The organism is Pseudomonas sp. IPO3747, assembly GCF_013385245.1.
GTDB classification, from domain to species: domain Bacteria; phylum Pseudomonadota; class Gammaproteobacteria; order Pseudomonadales; family Pseudomonadaceae; genus Aquipseudomonas; species Aquipseudomonas edaphica.
This window is the reverse complement of record NZ_JACAQL010000024.1, coordinates 1-16,176: the sequence shown is the minus strand read 5'-3', so window position 1 is coordinate 16,176 and position 16,176 is coordinate 1. Positions and strand designations below refer to the sequence as shown.

13 protein-coding genes are annotated in these 16,176 nt (G+C 61.6%); 7 read left to right on the top strand and 6 right to left on the bottom strand.

Annotated elements, in window-relative coordinates; all coding sequences use genetic code 11:
• Positions 1–9 precede the first annotated feature (9 nt).
• Genes HX790_RS24855 through HX790_RS24835 form a run of 5 tightly spaced genes read left to right on the top strand, consistent with a single transcriptional unit; the run spans position 10 to position 5,945 of the window.
• Positions 10–1,224: a glycosyltransferase family 4 protein gene (locus HX790_RS24855; RefSeq protein ID WP_017135338.1), complete on the top strand. Its 1,215-nt coding sequence runs from the start codon at positions 10–12 to the stop codon at positions 1,222–1,224.
• A complete protein-coding gene (locus tag HX790_RS24850; protein WP_176992328.1) occupies positions 1,215–2,318 on the top strand; it encodes a glycosyltransferase family 1 protein in 1,104 nt (367 codons plus the stop codon). The genes HX790_RS24855 and HX790_RS24850 overlap by 10 nt, the downstream gene beginning before the upstream one ends.
• Positions 2,318–3,721 carry an O-antigen ligase gene (locus tag HX790_RS24845; RefSeq protein WP_017135340.1) on the top strand — a complete coding sequence of 468 codons (1,404 nt, stop codon included), beginning with the start codon at positions 2,318–2,320 and terminating at the stop codon, positions 3,719–3,721. Before HX790_RS24850 ends, HX790_RS24845 begins: the two co-directional genes overlap by 1 nt.
• Positions 3,718–4,539, top strand: coding sequence for an acyltransferase (locus HX790_RS24840; protein ID WP_017135341.1), 822 nt, complete (start codon positions 3,718–3,720; stop codon positions 4,537–4,539). Before HX790_RS24845 ends, HX790_RS24840 begins: the two co-directional genes overlap by 4 nt.
• Positions 4,539–5,945, top strand: coding sequence for a lipid II flippase MurJ (locus HX790_RS24835; RefSeq protein ID WP_017135342.1), 1,407 nt, complete (start codon positions 4,539–4,541; stop codon positions 5,943–5,945). Before HX790_RS24840 ends, HX790_RS24835 begins: the two co-directional genes overlap by 1 nt.
• A gap of 59 nt (positions 5,946–6,004) precedes the next feature.
• On the opposite strand, the gene HX790_RS24830 is transcribed toward HX790_RS24835, so the two are convergent.
• The 4 genes from HX790_RS24830 to HX790_RS24815 all read right to left on the bottom strand — a co-directional run bounded on the left by HX790_RS24830 (position 6,005) and on the right by HX790_RS24815 (position 10,399).
• Positions 6,005–6,580, bottom strand: a complete 576-nt coding sequence (locus tag HX790_RS24830) for a DUF4174 domain-containing protein (RefSeq protein WP_017135343.1) — start codon at positions 6,578–6,580, stop codon at positions 6,005–6,007.
• A gap of 176 nt (positions 6,581–6,756) precedes the next feature.
• Positions 6,757–7,377, bottom strand: coding sequence for a glutathione S-transferase family protein (locus HX790_RS24825; RefSeq protein ID WP_017135344.1), 621 nt, complete (start codon positions 7,375–7,377; stop codon positions 6,757–6,759).
• Between the two features lie 13 nt (positions 7,378–7,390).
• A complete protein-coding gene (locus HX790_RS24820) occupies positions 7,391–7,969 on the bottom strand; it encodes a GNAT family N-acetyltransferase (RefSeq protein ID WP_099550095.1) in 579 nt (192 codons plus the stop codon).
• Positions 7,970–8,041: 72 nt separating this feature from the next.
• On the bottom strand, positions 8,042–10,399 hold the full coding sequence (locus tag HX790_RS24815; RefSeq protein WP_176992327.1) for a DNA polymerase II: 2,358 nt from the start codon (positions 10,397–10,399) through the stop codon (positions 8,042–8,044).
• A gap of 324 nt (positions 10,400–10,723) precedes the next feature.
• On the opposite strand from HX790_RS24815, the gene HX790_RS24810 reads away from it, so the two are divergent.
• A complete protein-coding gene (locus HX790_RS24810) occupies positions 10,724–12,946 on the top strand; it encodes a TonB-dependent siderophore receptor (RefSeq protein WP_017135348.1) in 2,223 nt (740 codons plus the stop codon).
• Between the two features lie 44 nt (positions 12,947–12,990).
• Here the strand turns inward: HX790_RS24810 and HX790_RS24805 are convergent, their stop codons facing one another.
• Positions 12,991–13,458, bottom strand: coding sequence for an SRPBCC family protein (locus HX790_RS24805; RefSeq protein ID WP_017135349.1), 468 nt, complete (start codon positions 13,456–13,458; stop codon positions 12,991–12,993).
• Positions 13,459–13,558: 100 nt separating this feature from the next.
• On the opposite strand from HX790_RS24805, the gene HX790_RS24800 reads away from it, so the two are divergent.
• Entirely contained in the window at positions 13,559–13,960 is a 402-nt protein-coding gene (locus tag HX790_RS24800; protein WP_017135350.1) for a GFA family protein, read from the top strand.
• Here HX790_RS24800 and mrdA read toward each other — a convergent pair whose 3' ends face one another.
• Complete coding sequence (gene mrdA / locus HX790_RS24795; protein ID WP_099550099.1) at positions 13,961–15,853, bottom strand: penicillin-binding protein 2; 1,893 nt, start codon at positions 15,851–15,853, stop codon at positions 13,961–13,963. It lies immediately after the preceding gene.
• Positions 15,854–16,176 lie beyond the last annotated feature (323 nt).

Here is a 16,176-nt window from a genome sequence, read left to right as displayed (position 1 = left end):
GAGCTGTACATGAGAATCCTATGGATTGTGCCCTACCTGCCGTGGCCGACCACCAGCGGCGGCAAGACCCGGCAGTATCATTTGCTGCGCACCTTGAGTGAGCGCGGGCATCGCATCACGCTGCTGGCGCAATCGAAGACACCGGCCGATGACGCGGCGCACGCAGCCCTTGAACCCTTGCTCGAGCGCCTGATCGTGGTGCCGCGCCGGCCACTGAAACACCCGATGACCCTGCTCGCGGGCGTATTCGCACCGTGGCCGTTGCTGACCACGGTCAATGGCCTGTCGGCACCGTTGCAAGCCCAATTTGCGCAACTGTTGAACGAGCGCTGGGACGTGATTCAAGTGGAACACAGCTACAGCCTGCAACCGTTTCTGCGCACCTTGCAGCAGCGCAAGCGCGAGTTTGTGCTGACCGAGCACAACCTGGAATCAAGCCTGGGCGGCGCCACTTATGACCGTTTCCCCAAGTGGGCCGCGCCGTTCGTGCAGTACGACCAATGGCGCTGCCGGCAATGGGAGCGCAAGGCCTTCGATGCCGCCGCCCATGTGATTGCGGTGACCGAGGCGGACGCCCAGGCCATGCGGCCGTTGACTGCAACGCCGGTAAGCGTGGTGGTCAATGGCGTCGACAGCCGTGCCTTCGCCCAGGTCAGTGCCGATGCGCAGAGCCAGCGTTTGTTGTTTGTCGGCAATTACGAATACGCACCGAACCTGGACGCTGTGCAGTGGTTGCTTGAGGAGATATTCCCCCGGGTCTGGCTGCAGTGTCCGAACGCGCGCCTGGCGGTGGCCGGTTACGGCTTGCCCGAACACTGGCGCGACCGTTGGCCGGATGAACGTGTCGAGTGGCTGGGGTTTGTTCCTGATCTGTGCGCTCTGCAACGGCGCTGCGCCGGTTTTGTCGCCGCGTTGCGCCATGGCGGCGGCTCCAAGCTCAAGGTGTTGGAGGCAATGGCCGCCGGCTTGCCGCTGGTCAGCACGGCCCAGGGTGTTTCCGGGTTGGCGGTGCAACCACAGGCGCATTACCTGGCGGGCGAAAGCGCCGAGGCTCTGGCCGACGCCATCGTGCGCCTGCTCGATCAGCCGCTGCTGGCCCGGCAACTGGCCGATGCGGCACGCGAGTATGCGCGGCAGTACCACGACTGGGCGGTGGCCGGTGACGAACTGGAGCACATCTACAACACCTTGATCGACTCTAAGGAATTTCAGCCATGCGCGTAGCCCTGGACTATCGCCCCGCCACGGTTGCGCCCTCGTCGGGCATCGCCCGCCAGGTCCTGGCGCTGGAAGATGCCCTTCGCGCGCGGGACAACACTGAGGTGCTGCTGTTCACTGAGGCGCCCCTGGACCACCCGCAACGCCAGACCGCCATATGCCCACCGTGGGCCAGCCCGCTGGATGGCCTGCAACGGCCGCAGGTACGCTTGCGGTTTGAGCGAAAATTTTTGCCCAGATCCTTGCATGAGCAACAGATCGACCTGCACATCGCCACGGCCAATATGGGCTTGCCGCTGTGCCGCAAACCCGCCGGCACCCGTTATGTCCTGGTGCTGCATGACCTGTTTCAGCTGACTCAGCGTAACTTCCATCGCTCCAGGCTCAAGGCCCTGGCCTATCGCTTGATCGACGGTGCCTCGATTGCCTGGTCGGTGTGGCAGGCTGACCGGGTGTGGTGCCCTTCGCAGTTTTCCTGCAACGAAGCCGCCCGCGTATTCCCCTGGGCCCGGGCCAAGTTCCGGGTGTTGAGCAACCTGGTGCCCGAATTGAATGCAGCGCCAGAACCGCTGCCAGACAACCTGCCGGCGCGTTACTGGTTGGTGGTGGGCACACGGGAGCCGCGCAAGAACATGGCATTTTTCCTGCGCCAATGGCAGGCCTGCCGTACGGCGAACCCTGAGGTGCCGGACCTGGTACTGGTGGGCCACGCCAGCGATGTACCGTCCGCCCTTGGCGAACTGCCGGGCCTGCACTGGTGCAGCGGTTTATCCGACGGCCAACTGCAAGCCCTTTACCGTCATACCGACTGCCTATGGCAGCCGTCTTATGCCGAGGGCTTTGGCCTGCCGGTGGTGGAAGCCTTGAGTGTGGGCACGCCGGTGGCGGTGGCACGCGGTTCCGCCCTGGATGAAGTCGCGCCGCCCGGCGCCCCGCGCTTCGACCCACACGATGCCAGGCAATTGCAGAACGTCATGCAGCAAATGGCAACCGCAGGCAACACGGCAGACGCCGAAACGCAGCGCGCCTGGGCCCGGCAATTTGCCGAACCGGCCTATCGCTCGCGCCTGGATACTTTGCTCAAGGAATTGGACCGCTAATGCTGCCAGGAAAATTCATCAGCCTGCTCCTGGGCCTGGTCTTCGGCATTTTGCTGTTGGCCCTGTCGCCGATCAAGACCTTGCTGGTCGTGGCCGGCGCGGGTGTGGCCTTGACCCTGATCCGCTTTCCCCTGTGGGGCTTGCTGATTTTCGCTGTGTTGGCCACCAGCATTCCCTACACCACGTTGGAACTGGGGATCCGCACCACCATCAGCGAAGCGGTGTTGGGGCTGACCTGGGTCGGGGTGTTCTGGCAATCGTTTATCGGCAAGACCCGCGGCTTGATCCTGTGGCGTCCGACCGAGCGCGCGCTGATGTGGCTGATGCTGTTCAGCACTATTCCGTTTATCTGGGGCATGGTCATCATCCATGCCGAAGGCAACGGGCCGGTGAACTGGGTACGCTGGCTGATGAACCTGTCGTTGCTGTTTATCGTGCCGTTGCTGCTGCGCACCGACGCCGACCGCGACAAGGTGGTGGTCGCCCTGCTGCTGGGCAACCTGGCGATGCTGTTGCTGTCGATTTTCATGTTTCTGAAGACGCGCAACGCCATGTCGATGATCGAGGTGCTCACCGACCTCAAGTACGCCCACCCGGAAGCGGTGAAGGATATTTTTTCCGCCAACTACACGCGCATGGCCTCGCCCTGGGTGCACCCGAACCTGACGGGTGGCGTGCTGGTGCTGTTTATCCCCCTGGCGCTGTTCTACGGCTGGACCCGCAGCGGCTGGCGCCGGGCGCTGGGCCTGGCGGTGGCGGTGCTGGGTTGCGCCGGCCTGCTGCTGAGTATTTCCCGTGGCGCCATCGTGGCCCTGGCGCTGGTGCTGATCTGGCTGACCTATAAGCGCGTGCCTAACAGCGGGCGCATCATCGGTATCGGCGTGGCGTTTGGGGTTGCGCTGGTGATGTTCTATCCGCCGTTGCAGGAGCGCTTGCTGACCATCTTCTCGTCCACCAATGCCAGTACCGAAATCCGCTTCGACGAGTACGCAAGATTCCCCGAGGCCATGTCGACATATCCCCTGGGGATCGGCTTCAAGATCGACCCACCCGTACCCGGCACCAACCTGCTGGGCATCTCTAACCTGTGGCTGAACTTCATCTACAAGGTCGGCATTCCGGGGATGCTGTTGTTTATCACCGTCACTGTGTTGTGGTGGCGGGAAGTGCGGCCCCTGGGCCAGGTGCGCAAGGTCACCGCCGACAACGCCCTATGGCTGGGGTGTATCTGCGGCGTGATGGCAGCGCTGTTGACGGGGATTTTCGACCACTATTTCAGCTTCACCTTTGTACTGATCGCGCTGTTCTGGCTGTTGATGGGCATGAGCCTGCAACAGGTGCGTCTGCGCCCCTCCATTACCGCCCCTGTTGCTGCTATTGCGCCAAAGGATAACCAACCATGAAGCACCGGATGATTCACTCCACCGATTTGCGCGACCGCCTCCCCACACTGGCCGCTGAAATAGGCGTGAGCCTGCCGGACCTGGAAGAGGCGCTGGACTGGTGCCTGGCCAACGACGTGGTGTTTGAAGAGGGCGAAGGCGACAACAAGCGCTTCTGGATAAACTCCATCGACCTGGAACCCGCCCTTGAGCACCCGGTGGCCCGCCTTTTGTTCCGTCGTATGAAACAGGACCTGCCGGGCAAGCTACTTCCGCGCTATGGCAAAAACTGGGCAACTATCAAGGATCGCTGGCGCAACGCCTGGGACATGGCCTACAACATTTTGATCAACAAGATCCCCAGCCACCATGTGCGCATTGCCTGGCTGCGCCTGGGCGGCGCGAAGATCGGCAAGGGCACAAGCTTGTGGCGTAACACCGAAGTGTTGGGCATCCACAACTTGAGAGTCGGTGACGATACGGTGATCGCCTGGCATTGCCAGGTGGACGCCCGCGCCGGGCTGGTGATCGGCAACCACGTGGCAATCGCCTCCCACGTGCTGATCATCGCCGGCAGTCATGACTTGCAGGCTCCGGAGTTCTGGTCGATTTCCGGGCCGATCTACATCGACGACTATGTGTGGATCGGCAGCCGGGCGTTGATCGGCTACGGCACGCACCTGGGGCATGGCTCGGTGATCAGCGCCAATACCGTGGTGGCCAAGGCTGTGGCCCCCTACAAAATCATTGGCGGTTCCGGGGCCAAAATCATGGGCGAACGCTGCCATGATCTGAACTATAAGGTGGGTGGCAAGGGCCTGTTCACCCTGTTCCACTGATGTTCGGCAGCACGCTCTGGCTGACCGTCGCGACCCTCGCCGGGCTGGTCGCCGGTTTTGCCCGCGAATGGCTGCTGGTGGCGGCCTGGGGCGCGGGCAGTCGCAGCGACGGGTTTCTGGTGGCGGTGTTTTTGCCCGAAGCGTTGCGCATGACCCTGGCCGCCGGCTTGCTTGCGGCGGCTGCCCTGCCCCTTTATCAACAACGCGACCCACAACGCCAGCAAGCCTGGCTGGCCAGTCTTTCCCCACGCCTGCTGGGCGTGGGCCTGGCCCTGTTTGCCGTACTGGCGCTGGGCGCGCCGCTGTGGGTGCGCCTGATCGGCCCCGGCCTGGACGCCGAGGCCCATGCCGAAGCCGCCGCTAACTTGCGTTGGCTGGCGGCCTGTGCGCCGGGCCTGGTGATGCATGGGTTGTTCAGTATTCCCTTGCAGGCACGCCAACGTTTTGTGCTGCCGGGCCTGGGCTCTTTACTGTTCAATCTGCCACCGGTGCTGTACCTGTTTATCCGTGGCAGCGCAAGCGACAGCGGCGAACTGGCCATGAGCTTTTTTGCCGGCAGTGTGTTGATGTGCCTGCCGCTGCTGGCGCCGGTCTGGTCTTTCGGCTGGCGGCCGTGGCAAGTCACTGGCGACAAGCTGGCGGGCCGCGAACTGTTGGGGCGCATCGGGCCATTGTTGGCCAGCAATGTCGCCAGCCAGGGGCTGGCGCTGCTCGAACGCTTGATCGCCAGTTACCTGGGAGAAGGTGCCGTCACGTGGGTCAACCTTGCCCGCAAGTTGATCAACCTGCCATTGATCGCCCTGATGAGCCTCAACCAGGTGCTGCTGGGCATGATGAGCGGCGAACAAGGCCAACAGCGCCTGGCCCTGCTGCGTCGCGGCCTGGATGCTGCGACCCTGCTCAGCCTGCCGGCCGCCCTCGGACTGATCGGCGCCAGCCCGGTGCTGATTCATCTGCTGATGCCCACCCAAAGCGCCGACGGCCCACTGCCGGCGCTGCTGGCCTGGTTCGCGACGCCACTGGTGTTCGGCGCCTGGAACGCCATGCTCGCCCGCTATGCCTATGCCAGCGGCGACACGCGCCTGCCCTTGCGCTGCGAATTGCTGGGCAGCGGGGTCAACGCTTTGCTGTTGGTGCTGCTGCCGTACTTTCTGGGTTTACCGGGTATCGCCTTGGCGGCATTGGGCGGGGTTATCGTCACCAACCTGCTGCTGATGCAACGCCAGCAATTGCTTGGCCAACTGGGCTGGCCGCTGCAATGGGGGCTGAGTGCGGTATTACTGGGTTTTGCAGCCGTCATCTTGCATCCACTGCAAAACGATGGCTGGCAACTGGGCTTGAGTACCGTGACGGCAGCCCTGGTATTGGGAGGATTGGCTGGGTGGTTCAAGCCGTGGAAACAGTGAACTGGAACCACCACCGCAACGGCCTGCGCAGGAGCTGGTAAGCCAGCTCCTGCACGGACTCAGTCATCCAGCTGTTGAGGCGCAGCCGGCTTGGCTGCCTTACCCGCTTTGGTAGCGTTCTTGCCAGGCGCAGGCGCAGGTTCTGGCACAACCGGAGCAGCTGCTTCTTTCTCGGCCATCGGCATCTGGTCGATGGTGCTGAAGAACACCTTCAGGTCGAGGGGATCCGGCGGTACGGTCTTCTCCAGTTTCTTCTCGCCATCCTTGCCGATCAGGATCACCTTTGTACCGCTGCCGGCGCCGAGCTTGAGGGCACGGATCAGCGCGTTGGTTTCAGGTGGCGTGAGCTTCTTGTTGTCCTTGGGGTCCTTGGCGAATTTTTCGCCTTCAGCACCGATGCTGCCGAACTTCACGGTGTAGAACACCATGCTGCGCTCTTCAAAGGACTGCTTGGTAGCAGGCTCATCCAATTGTTTCTTGAGGGTCGCCAAAGTGTCGTTGCCGGAATCGAGCTCCACCACCACCAGCGGCCGAGCCTTGCCCAAGTCTTGCTTGAGCGGGTTGATATCATCAGCGGCCAACAGCGGCCCCGTAAAAGCCATCAAGGTAGCCAGGGTCAGCGACCGGATGAGCATGCGCACCTCCTTTGAATTCCATGCAGGGTTCTTGAGTTTCATGTCTGCGACAGTCAATTTCAAGGATGATTCCTACACCTCGTTAAGAAGCGTAGGTCAGTAAGCCTGCCACGCAAGGGCTCGAATGGGGTTATCAGTCATTGTTTCTTCAGATTGCGGAACCATTACGAGGCGTTCTATTGCGGCCAATGCCGCGCAAATACCGGCGCCACCACCGGGTCTGCATCCACCCGCGCCAGCGTCTGGGCAAAGCCTGGCGCGAGGTTGTTCAACACCTCCCGCGCCGCGTCCCAACGCGACACCGCGGCCGCCATAATGCCCAGCGCGTTCGGCACATTGCCGGGGGCGAACAACTGGTCGGCAAACTGCTCGGCAAACACCACCCAGGCCTGGTGCAGGTAACGGCGCGTGCCGCTGATCAATTGCGCCTGTGCGGCGTCATCCACATTACCGAGCCAGCGTTGCGGGTAGTCGATGATGCCGACCGCCGAATAGCAATTGGCGGCGATGTATACCAGCCCGCGCAGGATCTGCGCACGGTTGCCGGCGAGCAGCTCGGAGGCGGGAAACTCCAGGCCCAGGTGGATCAGGATCGCGGCGCTTTCGGTCAGCACCTGGCCCTCGGGCGTCACCAACGTGGGGATTTGTTTGAGTGGGTTGATGCGGGCCAGGGCGTCGCTGCCTTCGCCGTCTTCCCAGGAGCTGGCGTCGATGCGCCGCCATGCCACCGCGCAACGCTGCAGGGCGATTTCGATCATGCAGGAGCCGGATTCGTCGATGCCGTAGAGCGTGTACATGGGGGTTGTCTCCTTATCGCTGCAGTTTGGCCTGCAAGCTGGCCTTCACCTGCAGCCATTCAGAATCGATGATGCTGAACCGCACCGAATTGCGCTTGCGCCCATCGGGCATGATGCGCTCGTGGCGCACAATGCCCTCTTGCACGGCGCCAAGGCGCAGGATCGCGGCACGGGATTTTTCGTTGAGTTCATCGGTAGTGAACTGCACCCGCACACAGTCGAGCACTTCAAAAGCGTAGGTCAGCAGTAAGAGTTTGGCTTCGGTGTTGATGCCGGTTTTTTGCGTGGACTCGGCCAGCCAGGTGTGACCGATTTCCAGCTTGCGATTGGCCCGATCGACCTTCCAGAACCGCGTGCTGCCCACCACCTGGCCAGTGCCTGCGCGCACCAGGGTGAAGGGGATCACGCTGCCCGCGTCGCGGCCGGCCAAGGCCGTGTCGATGTAGGTGTCGATGGTGTCCGGACCTGGCACGTTGGTGACCTTGAGGTTCCACAATTGGCCGTCGGCAGCCGCTTCAAGCAAGGCGGTTTTGTGTTCGCGTTGCAGGGGCTGGAGTTCGACCGTGCTGCCGGTCAACGTGATCTGAGTCATGGAAGCTGCGCCGTCTGAGAGTGGTCGTCAGCGGCCAAGAGTGCAGGCTCGCCCCACGTACAGGCAAGCGTTTTAAAACAAGCCCATTTGCCCGCCGACCAGCGTGCCGAAATCATCATTTACGAACGGCAGGATCGCATCGGCCACCGGCTGCAATTGCCGGGTGACGTAGTGGTCGTAGTCGATCGGCGCCTGGCGTACTTCCAGCGGCTGCGGGCCGTTGACCGTGATCACATAGCTGATCCAGCCGCCGCGCTGATACTGGCGCGGGCGCCCCAGACGGTCGTTATATTCATCCGCCAGGCGTGCGGCGCGCACATGCGGCGGCACGTTACGCTCGTAATCGTCGAGTGGGCGGCGCAGGCGTTTGCGGTAGATCAGCAAGTCGTCGAGTTCGCCGCTCAAGGTACGCCACACATAGTCGCGAACGTAGTCTTGATACGGCTGGCGATGGAAGATGCGCTGATAGAGTTCCTGCTGGAATTGCCGGGCCAGCGGCGACCAGTCGCTGCGCACGGTTTCCAGGCCTTTGTAGACCATTTCTTCGCTGCCGTCGGCGCGTACAACCAAGCCGGCGTAGCGCTTTTTGCTGCCCTCCTCAGCGCCGCGGATGGTCGGCATGAGGAAGCGGCTGAAGTGGGTTTCGTATTGCAGTTCCAGGGCGCTTTGCAGGCCGAATTCGTTGTGCAGATGCGCGCGCCACCACTCGTTGACGTGCTGCACCAGTTCCCGACCGATGCGGCTGGCGTCCTCCGCAGCATGCGCGCTGCCGAGCCAGACGAAGGTGGAGTCGGTGTCGCCGTAGATCACATCATAACCCTTGGCTTCGACCAGCTCGCGGGTCTGGCGCATGATCTGGTGCCCACGCATCGTGATCGAGGACGCCAGCCGCGTGTCGAAGAAGCGGCAACCGCTGGAGCCAAGCACGCCGTAAAACGCGTTCATGATGATTTTAAGGGCTTGGGACAACGGCGCGTTGTGTTCACGCTTGGCCACTTCGCGGCCTTCGGAAACCCGCGCGACAATCGAGGGCAGGCAATGCCGGGTGCGGGAAAAACGTGCACCGCGAAAGCCCTCTACCGATTCGCTGTCGTCCGGGTGCTTGAGGCCTTCGATCAGGCCCACCGGGTCGATGAGAAAACTGCGGATGATCGACGGGTAAAGGCTTTTGTAATCGAGCACCAGCACCGACTCGTAGAGGCCCGGACGCGAGTCCATCACGAACCCCCCGGGGCTGGCCTGGGGCGGTTTGTCGCCCAGGTTCGGCGCGACGAAGCCCTGGCGGTGCATCAGCGGCATATACAGGTGCGTGAACGCCGCCACGGAGCCGCCGTTACGGTCGGCCGGCAGCCCGGTGACGCTGGCGCGTTCGAGCAGGAACTTGAGCAGTTCGGTCTTGGCGAAAATCCGCGTGACCAGCTCGCAGTCCTTGAGGTTGTAGCGCGCCAATGCGGGCTTGTCCTCGGCGAACATGCGGTTGATTTCGTCCATGCGCTGGTACGGCGTGGAGATGTCCTTGCCTTCGCCGAGCAGGGTTTGCGCGACGTTTTCCAGGCTGAAGGATTCGAAACTCCAGGTGGCCGAACGCAAGGCTTCGATGCCATCGATGATCAGCCGCCCGGCGGCAGCGGCGAAGTAGTGGTTGCGGCTGCCATGTTCACGCCAGGCCATCGCCTCGCCGCCACGCCCGAGCAACAGCGGCACGTTGAGGCGCTGGGCATGTTCGTGGAGCACGCGCAGGTCGAACTGCACCAGGTTCCAGCCGATGATGGCATCGGGGTCGTGGGTAGCCAGCCATTGGTTGAGGCACTCGAGCAGTTGGGCGCGGGTATCGCAGTAGTCGAGTTTGAAGTCCACCGCATCGGCTTTGTTTGGCGGGCCGAGCATGTACACCTGGCGCTCGCCGCAGCCTTCCAGGGCAATGGAATACAGGTCGCCTTGGGCGGTGGTCTCGATGTCCAGGGACACCAGTTTGAGCGGCGGGCGGTAGTCCGGCGCGGGTTTCATCTGCGCCTCAAGCAAGGTGCCGCTGGCATCCGGTGTGCCGCCAAACCACACGGGCGCGGTGATGAAGCGTTCCATCATGTAACGCTCGGGCGGGCGCACGTCGGCTTCGTAGACGTCGACACCGGCGGCGCGCAGGCGCTTTTCCAGGTCCATCAACTGGCGGTGCTGGCGGGTGTAGAGACCAAGGACAGGGCGATGATGGAAGTCGCACAATTGCAACGGGCGCAGTTCAATCTCGCGCTCGCCCTTGAGCAACCAGTCGAGCGGCTTGCGATGGGCTTGCGGAATAAACATCACCGAGGTTTGCACGGGTAGGCGCACGCACCGTGGGCCTTGGTCGGTGGCCAGCCAGAAACTGACCTCCGTGCCCGCGGCCGTGTCGCGCCAATGCCGGGTCAGGACAAAACCCTGCTGTAAATCCACCGTACCGCACCTCAGGAATCGCTTTCAGGGCGTGATTCTACTCGGCATCCGGGCAAACGCGATGGGCGATGGCATTTACCTTTGCGTTTGTACTCAGCGCCTGGTCCATCGCCCTTGCCCAGGCGCCCGAAGAAGCGTGCGCCGCACGCACCTTTGCCGCCGCTGGTCGGCAGCTCGCGCCTGCGCGGACAACGATTTCACAAACCGGTTGCGAAACATTAATGACAATTACTATCATTCGCGCCGGAGTCGTATCCGCGCAGTGAGGAAGCGCAACGTTGTTGCCCTTTTCCTCACATTGACGGTTCGCCGTCCGGATCGACCATGCCCACCTGCAACCAAATTTCTGTACCGTTTCGCCCTGCCCTGCTTGCCCTTTGCTGCTCACTGAGCCTTGCCGCTCACGCGGCAGCCCCAGAAACTAACAACCGTCCAGACGGCAACACACTGGAATTGGGTGCAACCAACATCAGCGCCGACGCACCTGCACCGAATGCATTGCCGCCGGTTTACGCTGGTGGCCAGGTCGCGCGCGGCGGCCAATTAGGTGTGCTGGGCAACCAGGACATCATGGACGCGCCGTTCAGCATGTCCTCCTACACCGAGAAGTTGATCCGCGAGCAGCATGCGCAAACCGTCGGCGATGTGTTGCTCAATGACTCGTCCGTGCGCCAGGCATCGGGCTATGCGAACCAGGCTCAAGCCTTTGTGATTCGTGGCCTGCCGCTCAACGGCGACGATATTTCGTTCAACGGTTTGTACGGCATCCTGCCGCGCCAGATCATGTCCACCGACGCCCTGGAACGGGTTGAAGTGTTCAAAGGCCCCAACGCCTTTATCAACGGCGTCACACCCAGCGGCTCCGGCATCGGCGGCGGCGTCAACCTGCAACCCAAGCGCGCTGATGATGTGCCTTTGCGCCGTTTGAGCACCGACATCAGCAGTGACGGCCGGGTGGGTGAACACCTGGACATCGGCCAGCGCTTCGGCGAAGACAACCGTTTTGGCGCGCGGGTGAATATTTCCCAGCGCGAAGGCGACACCGCCATCGACGACGAAAGCCAGCGTTCGAAGCTGTTTTCGGTCGGCCTGGACTATCGCAGCGATGCCCTGCGGGTGTCAGGCGACTTTGTTTATCAGAAGCAGCAGGTCAATGGCGGACGCAACACGGTGTTGCTTGGCAGCGGGCTGACCCATATCCCGAATGCGCCGTCGGCCGACACCAACTACGCGCCGAACTGGGGCACCACCAGCCTGGAAGACACCTTCGGCATGTTGCGCGGCGAGTATGACCTCAACGATAACTGGACCGCCTACATCGCCGGGGGCGCCAAGCACACCAACGAGCTGGGCCGCTATTCGTCGGTGACCTTGAGGGACACACTGGGCAATGCCACAGTCAGCGGCTCAAACATTGCGCATCAGGAAGACAACACCAGCCTGATGGCCGGCCTGAACGGCAAGTTCCAGACCGGTGCTGTCAGCCACAAATTGAACCTCGGCTTGACCGGCATCTGGACCCAGACCCGCAACGCCTTTGACTTTGCCTCCGGCAGCCAGCCGACCAATATTTACAGCCCGGCCGATGTGACCGCTCCAGCCAAAGGCGGCTTCACCTCCGGCAGCGACCTGAACGACCCCGGCATCACCGCCAAGACCTTCGCCCGCAGCGCGGCGGTGTCGGACACCTTCGGCTTTATGGATGACCGTTTGCTGTTCACCGCCGGCCTGCGCCGCCAGGAGCTGGTGGTTCAGGGCTACGCCTACGGCACCGGCACACGCACCGCCAACTACGCCAAGGGCATCACCACGCCGGTGTATGGCCTGGTGTTCAAGCCATGGGAGCATGTGTCTCTCTACGCCAACCACATCGAAGGCCTGGCGTCAGGGCCGACGGCTCCCTCCACCTTCAGCAGCGCCATCGTAACCAACGCCAACCAGACCTTTGCACCCGCGCGTTCGAAACAGACCGAGGCTGGCGTCAAGCTCGACATGGGCACCTACGGCGCAACGCTGGGTGTGTACCGAATCGAACAGCCGACCCAGGGTTTTTCCCAACTGAATGCGGACGGCACCGCGACCTTTGTCTTCGAAGGCGAGCAAGTCAACAAAGGTGTAGAGCTGAACGTCTTCGGCGAACCCGTCAGCGGCTTGCGCCTGCTGGGCGGCGCGACCATCATCCACACCGAAGTCAACGGCACGGCAAACGGCGCCAACGACGGCAACCGCGCCATTGGCGTGCCGTCCTTCCAACTTAATGCCGGCGTGGATTGGGATGTGCCGGGTCTGCAAGGCGTGAGCGTCAACGGCCGTATGCTGCGTACCGGCGGCCAGTACGCCGATGCGGCGAACAACCTCAGCCTGCCGGCCTGGAATCGCTTCGATGTGGGCGCCCGCTACAACTTCAAGGTGGCCCAGCGTGATGTGAGCCTGGGTGCCACGGTGGAGAACGTGGCGAATACTAAATACTGGGAATCGGCGCTGGGCGGTTATCTGACCCAAGGTGATCCGCGGGTCGCCAAGTTCTCGGCGACGGTGGATTTCTAAACGCGTTGTAACCACATGAGTCAGCGGATTTGCGCATCGCTGGCTCAGGCGCGGTGGGCCTGGTTCAGATAATTTTCGATGTTGCCCATTTGCTCGTCCCAGCCTCGGGAATTCATCCTGAAGGCTTTTTGGCGACGGGGTTCGGGCACTGCGTCAAAACCGGATTCGACCACCCGCAGCAGGATGCCTGGCGCGCGGTCTTCGAGGGTGAACTCTACCAGGGTCGGAGTTTCGTGGTCGTAGTCGACGCCCTTTTCGACAGCGTAAGGGTGCCATCTGAATGAGAACAGGGTTTGGGGCAGGATACGCACGATTTCCGCCTTCCACACCACATGTTCGTAGCCTGGGTAGGTGATCGGCGCCTCGATGGTTTTTCCAGCGGTAAAGGTTTTACCCTTGAGGGCGATGCCAAACCACTCGCCAAATTGCTCGGCATTGGTGAGCGCTTCCCAGATCTGCTTGCGCGGTACGTTGAGCAGGACTTTTCGTTCGATGCGATCTAACACGTGCATAAGTCACCTCCTCCATTGAAAGTAGGCGACAACAAACAATGCGCAACCTCAGGTTGTAAGCAATGATGATTGTCCCCGTCCTTAATCAGGCAATACGTGTATGACTGACCCGCTGAATGGAAGTTGCTTCTGCAAAGCTGTGCGCTATCAAATCGACAGCTTGGACATGCCCATCAGCCACTGCCATTGCGACAGTTGCCGCAAGGTGCACGCAGCCGCATTCGTGGCCACCGCCGGAGTGATGCGCGAGCACTTTCGCTGGATGCAGGGTGAGGCGCTGCTGTCGTCGTTTGAATCTTCACCGGGCAAGCTCAGGCATTTCTGTTCGCGCTGCGGGTCACACCTGATGGCTGAGCGTGGGCATCAGCCCCATGTGATTGTGCGGGTGGCGACGCTGGATGATGACCCTGGCGTGCGGCCCACCTCGCACATCTGGACGGCCCATGATGTGCCCTGGCTTGCTTACGCAGGCGTAGAGCACTGGGATGAGTGGAAGGTTTGACTAGACGTGCGGGTCACCGGGCGCCTTGGCCGGCGTCGCATATTGCGGCTTGAGATGGCCTTCCTGGTCAAGCAGCCAGGCGTCCATGATCTGCCGCACCACTGGGCCCGCCACGCGGCCACCGGCCTCGCCGTTTTCGATCATCACCGAGATCACGATTTTCGGATGTTCGGCCGGCGCAAAACCGACGAACAAGGCGTTGTCGCGATGCCGTTCCAGCGTCTTGTTGCGGTCATAGCGCTCACCCTGCTTGATCGCCACCACCTGCGCAGTACCACTCTTGCCGGCGATCCGGTACTGAGCACCGGCCGCTGCTGCACGGGCGATACCGCGAGGGTCATGCATCACCAGCTGCATGCCGTGGTTGACCTGCTCCCAATCACGCGGATCCTTGAGCACTACGTTAGGCATTGGGTTCTCGTCCACCGGCGGCACGCCATTGATGGTCTTGGCCAAGTGCGGACGGTTCCACACACCTTTGTTGGCGATCAACGCGGTGGCCTGGGCCAACTGCAATGGCGTGACCTGCATATAGCCCTGGCCAATGCCGAGGATCACGGTTTCGCCCGGGAACCAGGGTTGGCGACGGGTTGCACGCTTCCAGGCCTGGGAAGGCATCAGGCCAGCTGATTCTTCGAACATGTCGAGAGAGACTTTCTGACCGAGGCCGAACTCGGCTAGGTAGTCGTGCAGGCGATCAATACCCAGCTTGTGGGCCAAGTCGTAAAAGTAGGTGTCGTTGGAGCGCATGATCGCCGCATCCATGTCCACCCAGCCGTCACCGCTGTGGTTCCAGTTGCGGTATTTGTGGTCAAAATCGGGCAGTTGGTAATAACCGGGGTCGAACACTCGGGTTTGCGCGGTAACCACACCACTGTCGAGACCGGCGATGGCCACTTCCGGCTTGATGGTCGAGCCGGGCGCGTAAAGCCCGCGTAGCACGCGGTTAAACAGCGGTCGGTCGATGGAGTCGTGCAGCGCGGCATATTCCTTGAAACTGATGCCGGTGACGAACAGATTCGGGTCAAAGCTCGGCTTACTCACCATGGCCAGCACTTCGCCGGTCTGCGGGTCGAGGGCCACCACCGAACCACGGCGATCGCCCAAGGCCTCTTCCGCGGCTTCCTGGAGCTTGACGTCGAGGCTCAGCACGATGTTTTTGCCGGGGATCGGGTCGGTATGCTTGAGCACGCGCAACACGCGGCCCTGGGCATTGGTCTCGACCTCTTCATAGCCGACATGGCCGTGCAGCTCGGACTCGTAGAAACGCTCGATACCGGTCTTGCCGATGGACTGGGTACCGCGGTATTCCACCGAGTCGAGGGCCTTGGATTCTTTCTCGTTGATTCGGCCAACGTAGCCAATCGAGTGGGCAAAATGCGCGCCCAACGGGTAATGCCGCACGAACTGAGGTTCAACATCGACGCCCGGCAAGCGGAACTCGTTAACGGCCAGCAAGGCAATCTGCTCTTCGGTCAATTCGTAGAACAGCGTTACCGGCACAAAAGGATGGCGGGCTTGTTTCAATGCCTTGTCGAATACTGCTCGGTCTTCCGCGGGTAAGTGCAACAGGCTGACGATAGCGTCCAGCTCGCCCTTGAGGTCGGTGGTGCGCTCGCGAGTGATGGTCAGGTTGTAGCTGGGACGGTTGTCGGCCAGCACCACGCCGTTGCGGTCATAAATCAGCCCGCGCGTCGGCGTGATCGGCAGTACGTGGACCCGGTTGTTCTCGGAAATCGTCGAGTGATAGTCGTACTGCACCACCTGCAGGAAATACATGCGCCCGACCAGGGCGCAGGTAATACCAATCACCAAGAGTGCGCAGGCGAGCAAGCGCTTGTTGACCAGGCGGTTTTCTTTTTCGTGATCCTTGATCGGTATCGGTTCAGGCATTTCTACAGCATCTCGTTGAAGAAGTTCGACGCCGCGTCCTGCGGTTGAAAGATCAATCCTTGTGAAAATGTGCTGCACCATACCAAAAATGCAGAAACACTTTGCATCGATTTCCCCAACGGCATGCTGTTTTGTCAGACACGGACCGATTTTGGCTGCAAAAGGCCTTAATCACGCAAGTGCGATCAATCACATGACCTTCCAGCTTTGTGCAGGGCGCGTGTGAGAATGGCGATCGGGATGATGCCGATTGAGCTGATCAAGGCGTAGAGGTTTTGAAGTTGGCGCTTTTCGAGCGCCCAAAACAAAACCCCTGATTGCGT